We start from the raw sequence: 14,345 nt of genomic DNA on the forward strand, positions 1-14,345 counted from the left end.
CTGCAGATGCTCAGTCAAGAATTTTCACAAGAAAACTTGTGCCAGAACATGCGGAAATGGCTGAGAAAGCTTGTAAAAGCAGGCGAAATCGTTAGCAATTTCAAGAGTGGGGACGATGCCGCCGCTTGGAGATGAATGATGATGAAGAACCGTGCCGGCTGGCTGGCTCTGTTGGTGCTGGTAATTGCGACCCTGCTGATGGTCTTTTTCGTGATGCCGCGCATCAACGGCGACAAAAAGCCGATTGGCGACGCCGTCAATCAAGCCAGTGACGCGGTAAAGAATACGATTACGGAGAGCGCGCAAAAAGCTGACGATGCGGCGCAGAAGGCAAGCGAAGCAACGCAGGACGCTGCTGCGACCGCAATCAATGCCGCCGATGTCGTCAAGAAGCTCACCGATCTCAGCGGCGCGGCGACCGCCTCCCTCGCCGATCTCAAGGCGCTCTTCAAGGACGGCAAGGGTCCGAGCGAGGATATATTCGCAGCCGCCAAGACGAAGGTGATCACAGCGCTGCAAGCGGTCGTCGGCTTTACCGTTCCCCAAGGGACGGACGCCACCACGACCGCCCTGGTCGACAAGGCGCATGACGGCGCCGGCAAGGCGCTCGCCATCATCCAGTCACTTCCGGAAAATATTGCCGATGCCAATGCCGCAATCGACAAGGCGCTGGCGGCGCTGACCGGCCAGGCCGCACCGCAGACACAGGCCGCAGCCGGACCCTCGACGCCATCCTTCGACGTGCTGCGTGTCGAGCCCGATGGCTCCACCGTCATCGCCGGCTCGGCCGAGCCAAATTCCAAGCTGGAAATCGTCGATGGCGACAAGGTTGTGACGACGACCCAGGTCGGGCCGACCGGCGATTTCGTTGCCGTGCTCGACAATCCGCTGCCGCCCGGTGACCATGAACTGGCCCTGCGCGCAACCGGCAAGGACGGCAAGGCCGTGACATCGGAAGAAGTCGCCACCGTTTCGGTTCCGAAGGACGACAAGAGCCAGCTTCTTGCCATGGTTTCCAAGCCTGGCGCGGCAAGCCGCATCATCACCGCGCCATCGTCCAAGCAGGGACGCGTCACTTCGGGCGAACAGACAACGGCCGCCAACGCGCCGGCAACTGCGACTGACGTCAAACCGCAGGATAATGCCGCCGTCGCCTCTGCCAATCCGGCTGCCGGCAGCCCGCCTGCCGCAACATCCAGCGGCGAGCCGGACGTCATGGTCAATGCGGTCGAGATCGAGAATGACCGCATCTTCGTTGCCGGAACGACCAAGCCGAACGCCAAGGTCCGCGCCTATGCCGACGACAAGCTGATCGGCGAAATCACGGCCGGAGCCGATGGACACTTCGTCGTCGACGGCACGTTGCCCCTGGCGGTCGGCGATCACAAGATTCGTGTGGATGTCCTCGGCGCCAATGGCGACGTGGTGGTCCGCACCAGTGTCAACTTCACCCGCCCCGCAGGCAATCAGGTGACCGTTGCGGCACAGACACCAGCGGCTGCCGGTGCCAGCGGCAGTCCTGCGGCCACCACAATGGTGCCGCTTGATGAAGGCGAACTCGGCAAACTGACGGAGAACGCCTCCAGGGCCTTCTCCCTGCTCAAGGGCCTGTTCGCCGATGGCAAGCAGCCGAATGCCGAGCAGCTCGCCGCCGCCCGCTCGGGAACGGAAATCGCGCTCAAGTCCCTTTCGGAATTCCGTCCGACGATCGATGCGAATGCGGCGCTGAAACAGGCGGCCACGGATGCCTCGAACGCGGCACTCAAGGCGCTGTCCGCGCTGCAGGCCCTGCCGAAGGATCCGAAGTCGGTTGGCGATGCGCTGCCCAATCTCGATCAGATGATCGCCGCCGTCGCCAAGCCGGAAAAAGCCGCACCGGCAAGCGCCGAATCCGCCTCCAATGGCGGTGGCCCGAAGACCCTCGAGCAGGCACCGCTATCGCAGGATACCAATGCGGTCATCATCCGCCGTGGCGATACGCTCTGGCAGATCTCCCGCCGCATTTACGGCGCGGGCGTGCGCTACACGACGATCTATATCGCCAACGAAGACAAGATCAACAATCCGGACCGCATCCTGCCGGGCCAGGTCTTCGGCCTGCCGAAGGACGCGCTGCCGAATGCCGAAGAGCTGCACCGCAAGCGGCTTTCGGGCGGGCACCTGTAAAAGGCACGCTTCACGACAGATCGACACGATATGGCCAGGCGCAATCAGCGCCTGGCCATTGCTTTTACCTGCCATAAAAATGGTATAAGCCTGCCTCCAACCCCATTGCCCTGGTCATGATCCGACCGGGCCTTTCCAGCCAGGCTGCGCGACTGCGCGCCGTTGCCCGGCTGCCTCACATATTCGCCGGAGACGGACATGGCAGACCGCAAGAAAACCATATCGGCGGATTCCAGCAATCCATTGAATACGCTTATCAATCTCTGGCCCTATATGTGGCCGACGGGGCGCATGGACCTGAAGATGCGGGTTGTCTGGGCAACCGTCTACCTGCTGATCTCGAAATTCTTCCTGCTGCTGGTCCCCTATTTCTTCAAATGGTCCGTCGACGCCCTCAACGGCAAGCTGGACATGCAGGGCATCCTGCCGGCCTTCATGGTCGGCGCCATCGCGCTGATCATCGCCACCAACGTCACGCGCCTCATCCAGCTCGGCCTCAACCAGCTGCGCGACTCGCTGTTTGCCAGCGTCGGCCAATATGCCGTGCGCCAGCTCGCTTACCGGACCTTCGTGCATATTCACGAACTGTCGCTGCGCTTTCATCTCGAACGCAAGACCGGTGGCCTATCGCGCGTCATCGAGCGCGGCACCAAGGGCATCGAGACGATCGTCCGTTTCACCATTCTCAACACCCTCCCGACCTTCGTCGAGTTCCTGCTGACCGCCATCATCTTCTGGCGTGGCTATGGCTTTTCCTATCTCGCCATCACGGCGGTCACGGTCTGGCTCTATATCTGGTTCACCGTCAAGGCGAGCGACTGGCGCATCTCCATTCGCCGGACGATGAACGAGAGCGATACGGACGCCAACACCAAGGCGATCGATTCACTGTTGAACTTCGAGACGGTCAAATATTTCGGCAACGAGGAGATGGAGGCCAAGCGCTTCGACCAGTCGATGGCGCGTTACGAGAAGGCAGCCACCGGTGTCTGGACATCGCTGGGCTGGCTGAACTTCGGCCAGGGCGTGATCTTCGGGCTGGGCACCACGGTCATGTTGGTCGTCTCCGGCTGGGCTGTTCTCAACGGCCACCAGACGGTCGGCGACTTCGTGTTCATCAATGCCATGCTGCTGCAGCTCTCTGTACCGCTCAACTTCATCGGCTTCGTCTATCGCGAAATCCGCCAGGGCCTGACCGACATCGAGGAGATGTTCGACCTGCTGGAAGTCAAGCCGGAAGTCACTGACGCGCCTGACGCCAAGGAACTTGTCATCGACCACGGCGCCATCTCCTTCAAGGACGTACATTTCGCCTACGACGCCGCCCGGCCGATCCTGAAAGGTATCTCGTTCGAAGTACCCGCCGGCAAGACGGTCGCCGTCGTCGGTCCCTCGGGCGCCGGCAAGTCGACCCTGTCGCGGCTGCTTTATCGCTTCTACGATGTCCAGAGCGGTACGATCACCATCGACGGTCAGGATCTGCGCACAGTGACGCAGAAGAGCCTGCGCAAGGTGATCGGCATGGTGCCGCAGGACACCGTGCTCTTCAACGACACCATCGCCTACAACATCCGCTATGGCCGGCCCGGCGCGAGCGAAGCGGAGGTGACGGCAGCAGCCGAGATCGCCCAGATCGGAAACTTCATCAGCCAGTTGCCCGAAGGTTTCGAGACCAAGGTCGGTGAGCGCGGCCTGAAGCTTTCCGGCGGCGAAAAGCAGCGCGTCGCCATTGCCCGCACCGTTCTCAAGGCTCCGCCGGTGCTCATCCTCGACGAGGCGACCTCGGCGCTGGACTCCACGACCGAGCAGGAAATCCAGACGGCCCTCGATGTCGTTTCGAAAAACCGCACGACGCTGGTCATCGCCCACCGGCTCTCCACCGTCATCGGCGCCGACGAAATCATCGTGCTGAAAAGCGGCGAGATCGCCGAGCGCGGCACGCATGCCGCCCTTCTGGAACAGAACGGCCTCTACGCCTCGATGTGGAACCGCCAGCGCGAAGCGACACAGGCCGAAGAACATCTAAAGCAGGTGCGCGAGAACGACGACCTCGGCGTCGTCAACCGGCTGGCGCCGGCACGCTGAAGCACGCGGCTGTCATGAGACTGAGATGCTCGCTTGATAGCGAGAGCGGTCACTCATTCGAAGAGGCCCCCCGAATGCGCAATCTCGCCAGAACCTTTACCCTTCTTCTCGCCGTCGGTCTTGCCGCGCCGGTCTTCGCCGACGACGCCAAGCCGTTTACCGACAACAAGGAGGTCAACCTCCTGAATCTCCTGCCCCCACCGCCGGCCAATGACTCGGCCCAGACCAAAGCCGAGCTGGGAGAAATCCTGACGCTGCAGGTGACCCGCACCCCGGACATGGCGGCCCGCGCCGTTGCCGACGCCGAGGAAAACGTCTGGCGCTTCTCCGACGTCATCGACAATCCGAAGTTCACCAAGGAAAACCTTCCGAAGTTCTCGGCCTTCTTCGATCGCATCGTCGAAACCGAAGGCGCCGTCGTCGATCCGGCCAAGGATGTCTGGAAGCGCCCGCGTCCGCATCTCTACAGCGATCTCGTCAAGCCGATCGTGCCGCTGTCGAAGTCCGGTTCCTATCCGTCCGGCCACACGACGCTCGGAACGCTGATGGGTATCGTGCTGTCGAACATGGTGCCGGAAAAGAAGGCTGCCATCATGACCCGCGCCTGGGAATACGGCCACAACCGCATCGTCGGCGGCATCCACTACGCCACCGACATCGAGGCCGGCCGCATCGCGGGTACGGTCATCGCTCAGACCATCACCACGCATGAGGACTACAAGGCCGAATATGAGGCCGCCAGGGAAGAGCTGCGGGCCGCCCTCGGCCTCTGATCTTCGCTGACCACAGCACTGGCATAACAAGCCGCCGGACCATCTTCCGGCGGCTTTTCATTTGCCGTCGCAACAGTCCTTTCAGTGCCACAACAGCTTGCGCGTGATCATGCGTTTCGGAATGCAGGCGTCACCCAGCCGGTTTCGCCTGGGGGTGACTGCGCGAAACCATTGCCCATGACGGCTTTTGCCTGTAGTCACCGTCAACTGGCAATCATAGGAGCCCGCCATCGATGAGCTTGTTGAATAGCGTCCGCAACGTAATCGTCCCCGTGCACAAGGAAGGCTATCCCTTCGTCGCAGGCTTCTTTGTTGCATCGCTGGTTCTCGGCTGGGTCTTCAAGCCGCTCTTCTGGATCGGCCTGATCCTGACGCTCTGGTGCGCCTATTTCTTCCGCGACCCCGAGCGCATGACGGCACAGGACGACGATCTCGCCATATCGCCCGCCGACGGCAAGGTTTCCGGCGTCCAGATGGTAACGCCGCCGGCCGAGCTCAATCTCGGCACAGAGCCGATGCTGCGCGTGTCGATCTTCATGAATGTCTTCGACTGCCATGTGAACCGCTCGCCGATGCGTGGCCGCATCACCAATATCGCCTATCGCCAGGGCAGCTTCCTCAATGCGGAGCTGGATAAGGCCAGCGAGCAGAATGAGCGCAACGGTCTTACGATCGAAACCAAGCATGGCGAAATCGGCGTCGTGCAGATCGCCGGCCTCGTTGCCCGCCGCATCCTTTGCTTCGTCAACGTCAACGAGCCGCTCGATGCCGGTGAGCGCATCGGTCTGATCCGCTTCGGTTCGCGCCTCGATGTCTTCCTTCCCGCAGGCGCCGAGCCGCGCGTCGCGGTCGGTCAAAGGGCGATCGCCGGCGAAACCGTAATCGCCGAATTTGGCTCGCCAAAAGGCCCGACCGTTAGCCGCCGCAGCTGAGCCCCAAGGAAACGAGCACGATGAAGACGCCTTTTCCGCCCTTCGAGCCGAATGGTCCCAATGACGAGGCGCGCGGGCCGCGCCTGCGGGAAATTCCATTGCGGCTGATGGTGCCGAACATGATCACCGTCCTGGCGATCTGCGCGGGCCTGACCGGCATCCGTCTCGCTTTCGAAAATCGCTATGAGCTCGCCGTGGTTGCCGTGCTGGTCGCCGCCTTCCTCGATGGCGTCGACGGACGCGTGGCGCGGCTGATGAAGGCCACGTCCAAATTCGGCGCGCAGATGGATTCGCTTGCCGACATCGTCAATTTCGGTGTAGCGCCGGCGCTTGTCGTCTATGTCTTCCTCTTGGATCAGGCACGCTCGCTCGGCTGGATCGCAGCCCTGATCTACACCATCGCCGCCGGCTTGCGCCTTGCCCGCTTCAACGTCATGGCGGAGCGCGAGCACAAGGCGTCCTGGCAGTCGGAATATTTCGTCGGCGTGCCGGCGCCGGCCGGAGCCATGCTGGTGCTGCTGCCGGTCTACCTCGGTTTTCTGGGTGTGGAACCCACCAGGACTTTTGCGTATTGGGGTGCCGCTTATACCGTACTGATCGGCTTCCTGCTGGTCAGCCGCCTGCCCGTCTGGTCCGGCAAAACGGGAGGTAATGGCATTCGCCGCGATCTCGTGCTGCCGGCCATGCTGGCAATCGTCGTCTATGTGGCGCTGCTGATGAGCTACACTTGGCATGTCATGGTCGTGACCGTCATTGCCTACCTGCTGTCGCTGCCGCTCGGCGCCCGTTCCTGGGCGCGCAAATACGGCACCTTCACCATCAACGGTCCAGCCGATCCCGACGTCGACGATTCCAACGACGATATCGGTCGGCATATCTAGCCAAAAAGCCGGTATGGCTCGACGTGCCGCTCGTCTCGTTGGACGATTGGTTGCGACGGTTCACGCAAAGCGTGAAGATGGTTAATGAAGAATTAATACCCTGGGTAGATTAGGAAAATACGGAAATTTCGCCCTCATCTCGCGAAATATGGTCGGTGTTTACAAAAGCTGATCGGCAAACGCCTTTGATTTGTCATGATTTACGACACATTAGCAAAGCAGTTTGGTGATTCAGGAAACACCAGCGGGAACAAGGTGAGGAGTAACCCATGACCACGAAGAAAGACGAAGCGGCACAACCGCAGGCAAAGATCGATCCCAGCTTGCTTTATCGTCCGCTCGGCCTGAAGGCCGTTCTAGCAGCACATCTGATGCTGAAGACCAAGCCGATGAAAAAGAAGATCGCCTAAGACCAGACTTTATTCGCCAGCCAGGGGGAGCCGACTGTTAACAGCGGCTTGTGGCAGCGCCGATCTCGACACGAAGCCGTTCAGAAGAGGTTCAACTGGCCATCGCCGGGGTCCGACTTCTTCGACGGCTTGGTCGGAGCCTCTATCGTTACCGGCTCCTGTAAGTCAGGTCCCATATTGGCGACTTTGTTGACGCGATCCGAAACCGGGATCGCCTCGAAGAAATCCTCCTGAACCGGTGCCATCAGATCGAGAACCTCGCGCGGTTCCTGTGTCTTGCAATCGAGCCAGCGGGCAAAATCCTCCGGCTTGATGACGACGGGCATGCGATCGTGAATGGGACGCATCGCTCTGTTCGCAGCCGTCGTCAGGATAGCACCGGTATCGACCTCCGATCCATCGGCCGATGCCCATGTCTCCATCAGGCCGGCAAAGGCGATAACGCCGCCATTGCGCGGACGTATCCAATAGGGCTGCGACTTCTCGCCGCTCTCCTTGGAAGGACGACGCCATTCGTAGAAGCCCGAGGCGGGGATCAGAATGCGCCGATGCCGCATGGCCGCGCGGAATGAAGCCTTGCCGATCGCGGTTTCGGCACGCGCATTGATCAGCAGCGGAAATTCCTTCGGATCCTTCACCCAGGCGGGCGTAAAACCCCAGCGGACCAACACAGCGCGACGATCCGGCAGATTGCTGCCCCGCTCCTGTCTATCGCCCGAGATGACGACGAGGATCGGCTGTGTCGGCGCGATGTTATAGCGCGCGGGAAAGCCTTCGCTCAGCAGGACGCCCAGCGCTTCGCCCACGTATTCCGGCGTCGATGTCAATGCAAAGCGTCCGCACATAGGGCTTGTTTTGCACCCTGAAAGCGCCGGGTCAAGGAGAAGGTCAGCCGCGCGGGCCGAAGAGAATGATGGCACCGCCCGCAAGGCAGACGGCGGCACCGGAAATATCCCAACGATCGGGCAACCGCCCCTCGGCCAGCCAAAGCCAGAGAATGGAGGCGACGATATAGACGCCGCCATAGGCCGCGTAGGTGCGCCCCGCCGCATCGCTCGGCACCAGCGCCAAAAGCCAGGCGAACAGCGCCAGTGACACCAGGCCGGGCGCCAGCCACCAGATCGGCTTTGCCAGCCGCAGCCATGCCCAGAAGGCGAAACAGCCGGCAATTTCTGCCAGCGCGGCAAGGGCATAGAGTGCGTAGGTCATCATGATTTCCAGCAGCGCGGGCCGCGGTCTCGAATCGTCGTTTTCATTTGCGAGTAAAAGGGCTTTCATCCGGCGCAACAAGAGCCGTATCTTGTCGGCGCTCAAAGCTTCCATCGCCGCCTGATACTTCCCTCAAAATCCGAAGACCCATGACCTCCATCCCCCAACCCGCTTCCTCCGCCATCCTTGAACGCAACGGCCGCTTCCTGTTGGTCCTGCGCCGCAATCCGCCGTCCGCCGATATGTATGCCTTTCCGGGCGGGCGGGCCGAGGATGGTGAAACGCCGGCGGAAACGGCGTTGCGGGAGTTCGAGGAGGAGACGGGGATATCAGCCCGCAATCCCCGCCTGTTCGAGACTTACGACCTCAGAAGCCATGCAGCAGATAGGACGCTCACCAGTCACTTTCTCCTGTCCGTCTTTCAGGTGGATGCAGACGAAGAAGCGACCGCCGAAGCTGCCGACGATGCCGCCGCGATCGGCTGGTATTCGCTGGAGGAGATCCGCGCCCTGCCCGTTCCCGCAAGTGTGCTCGAATGCGTCGAGAGGATCGCCACAACCCGCGACTGATGGGATCAGCCGGGCTCCGGCGTTAACGATGCTTAACAATAACGGGGTGGAAAGCGCGCATTTCGCCTTGTTCCCGTCATGCTTGCCGTATCAATTGAACACATGATTCATCGTCGCCTCATTCATCCGCTTGTGATCTGCGCCGCGCTTGCGGCCGCATTTCCGGCGTTTGCGCAGTCGGCGACGACCGTTCCGCAGGGACAGGCACCCGGCAATAGTGGCGAGACCGAGCAACCGACGCCCTATGACGACCAGCTTTTACGGCTCTCCGAAATCCTCGGATCGGTCAACTATCTGCGCAACCTCTGCAACCCCGCCACGGAAGATGGTTGGCGGGTCGGCATGCAGCAATTGCTCGATACCGAGACCAAGAACGAGCCGAAACGCAAGGAAAGACTGACCGCCGCGTTCAACCGTGGATACAGATCCTTTGCGTCGGTTTACACAAATTGCACCTCGCAGGCCGTTGTCGCCGAGGAGCGATACCGTAACGAAGGTGCAACACTTGCGACAGAAATAACCGCTCGCTTTGGAAATTGACGATTTATTAACCCCTTTTCGTACCGAGCCGTGTCGTTTTAGGAAAAGGCTGATAAAGTCGTTAATCAAGCGGTAAGGACATGAACGTCTTAAGGAAGAATCAATGGAAGCCAGCCTGAACGAAATCGACGACATGATTGTCCACGAAAAGATGCAGGCAGCGCTGGAATACCAGAACGAAGCTTGGGCCGACGGAATGGCCGATGGCATCGAGCCGGAGATCATTGCCGACGCCGCTATTGCCCATGCCATCCGCGAGACTATTCGCATTCATGGGGAACAGGGCGCCGAGGCCTTGCTCGAATCGCTTAGGGAACGCATGCTTGCTGGTGAATTCTCTCCGAACCGCACCCTGCAATAACAGCCAGAGATCCCTTATGCATATCGTACCGGGCAGTGAGTTTCGACGTTCCATTGCCTCGCTTGCCGCTGCGACCATGTTTTTCGGCAGCCTTGCCCAGCCGCTGCCAGCCCTCGCCTTCTCGCTGATAAACCCGCCCGCCGCTCAGCCAGGTGCTGCAAGCAAGCCCGCGCAGCAGAACAATGACAAGCCGATCGAGCAGGCGCTTGAAGCGCCCTCCAAGGCTCTTCCAATGCCGGACCCGCTGGTCAAGAGCCAGGCAGGGCAGCCCAACAGCAACGCGACCGCCGGCGATGCCTCGAACAACGCTAAGTCAGTAGAGATCATCTACGATATCAGCAAGGTGCCGGAACCGGTGCGCAAGCTGAGGGAGACCATCGTCGAGGCGGCAGCTTCCGGTGATCTCGAGCGTCTGCGCCCGCTGATGAATATCGGCGGCGGCCTCAACCAGACACAGGTAACGGCGGACGATCCGGGCGAAGATCCGATCAAGACGCTGCATGATCTCTCCGGCGATTCCGACGGCATCGAGATCCTCTCCATCCTCCTCGATATCCTGTCGAGCGCCTGCGCCCATGTCGGCCAGGGAACGCCGAACGAAATGTATGTCTGGCCCTATTTCGCCGAGAAGGACATCAAGACCCTGACCGCGCCGGAAAAGGTCGACCTGATGCGGATCGTCACCGCCGGCGATTTCTCCGACATGCTGGAGTTCGGTGGTTACAATTTCTACCGCGTCGGCATCACGCCGGACGGCAAGTGGAAATTCTTCACCTCCGGCGAATGATCCGGCCGCAGAACTTGCGGTTCCCGAGCAGAGGCCCTACCTCTGGGCGATAGGCGAAATTAGCGGGTCCATCATGCCAGCCGTATTCCTGAAAGACCGCTCCTTTCTTCGCGTCACCGGCGCTGAGGCGGAGCCTTTCCTGCACAATCTCATCACCACCGACCTTGCCTCGCTCGGCGCGGACGAGGTGCGGCCTGGCGCGCTGCTGACGCCGCAGGGCAAGATCCTGTTCGATTTCATGATCTCCAGGGATGGTTCCGGCTTCCTGCTGGAAACTGATACGACGCAAAGGGATGGGCTGCTGAAACGGCTCACCATGTACCGGCTGCGCGCGCCGGTCGATTTCGCGGTCGAAGAGACCGAGGGCGTTACGGTCGCCTGGGGCGACAATGCAGCCGAGGGTCCCAAAGACAGTCGTTTCGCCAAGGCAGGCATTGCGTTGACGCGGATTTCAGGCCATCACGGCGACGATACCCAAGCACTTTACGAGGCACTGCGCATCGCCAACGGCATTGCCGTCTCCGGCCGTGATTTTGCCCTGCAGGACGCTTTTCCGCATGATGTGCTGCTGGACCTCAATGGCGGTCTCGGCTTCCGCAAGGGCTGCTATGTCGGCCAGGAAGTGGTTTCCCGCATGCAGCATCGCGGCACCGCGCGTCGGCGGGTGGTTATCGTCACCGGCAGCGCCGATCTGCCCGCAAGCGGCACGGAACTGACCGCTGGCGGCAAGCCGATCGGCACGCTCGGCTCTGTCGAAGGTGCCAACGGTCTTGCCATCGTCCGCATCGATCGCGCCGGGGAAGCTATCGCTGCCGGCACGCCGATCCTGGCGGCAGGTCACGAGGTCGCCGTTGCACTGCCCCTCTGGTCCGGCCTTTCCTTCCCGACGCAGACCGACGAGGCTTCGGCATGACATCGGGTGCTACCCCGCGTGCCTGGCAGCGCATGCTGTCCGGTCGCAGGCTCGACCTGCTGGATCCCTCGCCGCTCGACGTCGAGATCGGCGACATCGCCCATGGCCTCGCCCGCGTCGCGCGCTGGAACGGCCAAACCTCCGGGGACCACGCCTTTTCGGTGGCCCAGCACAGTCTCGTGGTCGAGGCGATCTTCCGCCAGCTCAACCCGGCGACACCGGATGAACTGCTGGCAGCACTGCTGCACGATGCGCCCGAATACGTCATCGGCGACATGATCTCGCCGTTCAAATCGGTGGTCGGCGGCGAGTACAAGCTGGTGGAAAAGCGCCTGGAAGCAGCGATCTACCGGCGCTTCGCCTTGCCGCCGCATTGCGCACCCCGCCTGAAGGACAAGATCAAGAAGGCCGACACGGTCTCCGCCTATTTCGAAGCGACGCTGCTGGCAGGCTTCACGCCAGAGGAGGCGCGAAAGTTCTTCGGCCAGCCGCGCGGCATTACCCAGGACATGCTGCCGATCCAGCCAATGCCGGCGATCGAAGCCCAGCGGCTGTTCTTGAAGCGTTTCGAGGCGATCGAGGCCGAACGCGCCACCGTGAGAGCCGAGGCATGACCGCGATCGTCGTCTCGCCGCTGGCGCGCATCGCGGAAATGGCGGTTCGCCACGGCGCATCCGAAATGATCAGCCTGATGGCGAAGGAACAGAGCTTTCACCGGCCGGCCGTGATCAAGTCGCACCGGCATCTTTTGCTCAGCATGAACGATATCAGCTTTGCCGGCACCGGCGACCTTGTCGCGCCACAAGAGACGCATGTCCGCGACATCATCGATTTCGCGAGAAGCTGGGATCGCACCGCGCCGCTGCTGATCCATTGCTGGATGGGCGTCTCGCGCTCGCCGGCAGCGGCTTTGATCGCAGCACTAGCTGTCCATCCCGAAGAGGACGATATGGTTCTCGCCCGCCGCCTGCGTACCGCCTCGCCCTATGCCACGCCGAACACTCGGCTAGTTGCGATCGGTGACGAAGTGCTTGGCCGCAAGGGCCGGCTGGTCGACGCCGTCAAAGCGATCGGCCGGGGTGCCAATACCGATGGCAACATGCCCTTCGTGCTGCCTCTACTGGCAAAGATCGACGTCACATAAAAACGGAGACTGCATTTGCGCAATCTCCGTCCATTTCAGGTTTAAGTCTTGCCGACTGATCAGGCGGCAACGCTACCTGTCTGATCCGTATCGTACTGACCATAGGTATTCTGATAGACGTTCATCGAGGCCTGCAGCTCGCTGATGAAAACTTCCAGGGCATTCTGGTCGGCATTATCGCTGCTGCTATCACTGGAGGGCTGCTCCTGCGACAGGACATCGGCGGCGGATGCATCGGTCGGCTTCAGGACATCGAGGCCCTCGGCGAATTGATCTTTGTCCAGCGAACCTGAGCTTTGGGTATCCAGGCTCTTGAACAGGTTCGCGGCATCGCTTTCGCTCATATCCTTCGGGCGCCCGGCCACGAACTCGTCCGACGAAACCTTGCCGTCCTTGTTGGTGTCGAGGCTGGCGAAAAGCTGGTCCATTGGCGATTGGTCAGACGAGCTGTCGCTCGACGTGTCCGTGCTGGTCTGGCCGCTGGCGCTTGCCTGCTGCATCTGCAGCAGCATGGACGCCAGATTGCCGGAGAACGCACTCGTCGGGCTCTGATCGCTGCTGTCATCGCTGTCTTCGTCGCCGAGAACGCTCGCCGACAGAAGCCCTGATTGTGCTGCTTCCTGCAGCTCCTGGGCGTCCACAACGCCGTCATGGTTTTTATCAAGGGGATTGTACGAGGCAGCGCTCATGCTGCTTCCAACTGAAGAAATACCACTCATCCAAATCTCCTGAAGTAAACGCCACCAGGCGCTTTCCGTGGGACGCAGTACGCTTGTTGAAATGCCTGATGGGATAGGCCGATTTGGAGGGGTGGTCAAAGATAGGTGTTAATTGATCATTAACCCCAATTGACAGGCATCGAATCATATCGCCGGTGGGCCTCCGCATGAAGAGGACAACCGGCGTTAGGCAAGAAATCGGGACAAATGCCGCGAATCACTAAGGCGACAAAACTATTGGATGACCGCACAGGCTAGCCGCTTGCCGGCGCCGCCGACGGGCTGACTGCGGTAATCGTCGGAGTCCGCATGGATCATCAGCGTCCGGCCGCGGATGCCGTTCTTGCCGTCGAGCGACACCATGCCGTTGAAGACCTGCGCCCGCAGCTTTCCGTCCTGATCGACATATTGATTAGGCATATCGCCGGCATGCGGGCCATTGGCCGCGAGCAAACCATGCTCCGCCTTGGTGGGATTGAAATGACCGCCGGCAGAATCGAACCCATGCGTGTGGTCGCAGCGATCGCTCTCATGGATATGGAAGGCAACCCAGCGGTTGACCGGCAGACCGGAAACGTCGAGCTCTATCAGCACGCCCGTCTTCGCCTCAGTCAGGACCGCCCGTCCCGACTGCTTGCCGTCGGCACCGACAAAATTGGCAATCGCCGTCTGCTTGCCCTGCGCGAAGGCAGGCAGAGCCGCAGCCAGCGCCAGCGTTGCGGCAATAATGATCGTTCTCATGGATACATCCTCCCTTTTGGTATCACCAATGCAACGCACCACGGGGACGGGTGTTCCGGCGAGGAGGAAAATGAATGGTTTCAATCACAAGCAAGCGGTCCGCCGTAGTCCGGCG

General features: G+C 61.0%; 17 protein-coding genes. 13 read left to right on the forward strand and 4 right to left on the reverse strand.

Features of this window, described 5'->3' with window-relative positions:
• The first annotated feature begins 138 nt into the window (after positions 1–138).
• The 6 genes from AC1RO0_RS18410 to AC1RO0_RS18435 all read left to right on the forward strand — a co-directional run bounded on the left by AC1RO0_RS18410 (position 139) and on the right by AC1RO0_RS18435 (position 7,247).
• Positions 139–2,166, forward strand: coding sequence for a LysM peptidoglycan-binding domain-containing protein (locus AC1RO0_RS18410; RefSeq protein ID WP_498594273.1), 2,028 nt, complete (start codon positions 139–141; stop codon positions 2,164–2,166).
• A 198-nt stretch (positions 2,167–2,364) separates the two neighbouring features.
• On the forward strand, positions 2,365–4,251 hold the full coding sequence (locus AC1RO0_RS18415) for an ABCB family ABC transporter ATP-binding protein/permease (RefSeq protein ID WP_498594274.1): 1,887 nt from the start codon (positions 2,365–2,367) through the stop codon (positions 4,249–4,251).
• A gap of 74 nt (positions 4,252–4,325) precedes the next feature.
• Positions 4,326–5,024 (forward strand): acid phosphatase, encoded by a 699-nt coding sequence (locus AC1RO0_RS18420; protein ID WP_498594275.1) that lies wholly within the window; start codon positions 4,326–4,328, stop codon positions 5,022–5,024.
• 233 nt (positions 5,025–5,257) lie between these two features.
• Complete coding sequence (locus AC1RO0_RS18425; RefSeq protein WP_047464666.1) at positions 5,258–5,956, forward strand: phosphatidylserine decarboxylase; 699 nt, start codon at positions 5,258–5,260, stop codon at positions 5,954–5,956.
• A 20-nt stretch (positions 5,957–5,976) separates the two neighbouring features.
• Positions 5,977–6,837 (forward strand): CDP-diacylglycerol--serine O-phosphatidyltransferase, encoded by an 861-nt coding sequence (pssA, locus tag AC1RO0_RS18430; protein ID WP_047464663.1) that lies wholly within the window; start codon positions 5,977–5,979, stop codon positions 6,835–6,837.
• Positions 6,838–7,106: 269 nt separating this feature from the next.
• On the forward strand, positions 7,107–7,247 hold the full coding sequence (locus tag AC1RO0_RS18435) for a hypothetical protein (RefSeq protein WP_183692278.1): 141 nt from the start codon (positions 7,107–7,109) through the stop codon (positions 7,245–7,247).
• Positions 7,248–7,327: 80 nt separating this feature from the next.
• Here AC1RO0_RS18435 and AC1RO0_RS18440 read toward each other — a convergent pair whose 3' ends face one another.
• Together AC1RO0_RS18440 and AC1RO0_RS18445 are read right to left on the reverse strand one after the other, a co-directional pair.
• Positions 7,328–8,092 carry an SOS response-associated peptidase gene (locus tag AC1RO0_RS18440; RefSeq protein WP_498594276.1) on the reverse strand — a complete coding sequence of 255 codons (765 nt, stop codon included), beginning with the start codon at positions 8,090–8,092 and terminating at the stop codon, positions 7,328–7,330.
• A gap of 43 nt (positions 8,093–8,135) precedes the next feature.
• Positions 8,136–8,456 carry a YnfA family protein gene (locus AC1RO0_RS18445; protein ID WP_498594277.1) on the reverse strand — a complete coding sequence of 107 codons (321 nt, stop codon included), beginning with the start codon at positions 8,454–8,456 and terminating at the stop codon, positions 8,136–8,138.
• 149 nt (positions 8,457–8,605) lie between these two features.
• Here AC1RO0_RS18445 and AC1RO0_RS18450 point away from each other — a divergent pair, with 149 nt between their 5' ends.
• The 7 genes from AC1RO0_RS18450 (at position 8,606) to AC1RO0_RS18480 (ending at position 12,770) form a co-directional block, all read left to right on the forward strand.
• Positions 8,606–9,025, forward strand: a complete 420-nt coding sequence (locus tag AC1RO0_RS18450; protein ID WP_498594278.1) for an NUDIX hydrolase — start codon at positions 8,606–8,608, stop codon at positions 9,023–9,025.
• Positions 9,026–9,103: 78 nt separating this feature from the next.
• Positions 9,104–9,565 (forward strand): TIGR02301 family protein, encoded by a 462-nt coding sequence (locus AC1RO0_RS18455; RefSeq protein WP_498594279.1) that lies wholly within the window; start codon positions 9,104–9,106, stop codon positions 9,563–9,565.
• 103 nt (positions 9,566–9,668) lie between these two features.
• The gene (locus AC1RO0_RS18460) at positions 9,669–9,926 is read left to right on the forward strand and encodes a hypothetical protein (protein WP_034518861.1); all 258 of its coding nucleotides are present in this window, start codon (positions 9,669–9,671) and stop codon (positions 9,924–9,926) included.
• A gap of 16 nt (positions 9,927–9,942) precedes the next feature.
• On the forward strand, positions 9,943–10,713 hold the full coding sequence (locus AC1RO0_RS18465) for a hypothetical protein (RefSeq protein WP_498594280.1): 771 nt from the start codon (positions 9,943–9,945) through the stop codon (positions 10,711–10,713).
• Positions 10,714–10,786: 73 nt separating this feature from the next.
• Positions 10,787–11,626: a CAF17-like 4Fe-4S cluster assembly/insertion protein YgfZ gene (gene ygfZ / locus AC1RO0_RS18470; protein WP_498594281.1), complete on the forward strand. Its 840-nt coding sequence runs from the start codon at positions 10,787–10,789 to the stop codon at positions 11,624–11,626.
• Positions 11,623–12,240, forward strand: coding sequence for a YfbR-like 5'-deoxynucleotidase (locus AC1RO0_RS18475; RefSeq protein ID WP_498594282.1), 618 nt, complete (start codon positions 11,623–11,625; stop codon positions 12,238–12,240). Before ygfZ ends, AC1RO0_RS18475 begins: the two co-directional genes overlap by 4 nt.
• Positions 12,237–12,770, forward strand: coding sequence for a tyrosine phosphatase family protein (locus AC1RO0_RS18480; protein ID WP_498594283.1), 534 nt, complete (start codon positions 12,237–12,239; stop codon positions 12,768–12,770). Before AC1RO0_RS18475 ends, AC1RO0_RS18480 begins: the two co-directional genes overlap by 4 nt.
• A 59-nt stretch (positions 12,771–12,829) precedes the next feature.
• Here AC1RO0_RS18480 and AC1RO0_RS18485 read toward each other — a convergent pair whose 3' ends face one another.
• Both AC1RO0_RS18485 and AC1RO0_RS18490 read right to left on the reverse strand, forming a co-directional pair.
• On the reverse strand, positions 12,830–13,459 hold the full coding sequence (locus AC1RO0_RS18485) for an EF-hand domain-containing protein (RefSeq protein WP_498594284.1): 630 nt from the start codon (positions 13,457–13,459) through the stop codon (positions 12,830–12,832).
• 264 nt (positions 13,460–13,723) lie between these two features.
• Positions 13,724–14,230 (reverse strand): superoxide dismutase family protein, encoded by a 507-nt coding sequence (locus AC1RO0_RS18490; RefSeq protein WP_498594285.1) that lies wholly within the window; start codon positions 14,228–14,230, stop codon positions 13,724–13,726.
• Positions 14,231–14,345 lie beyond the last annotated feature (115 nt).

This window comes from Rhizobium sp. GW821-FHT14E12 (genome assembly GCF_058803745.1).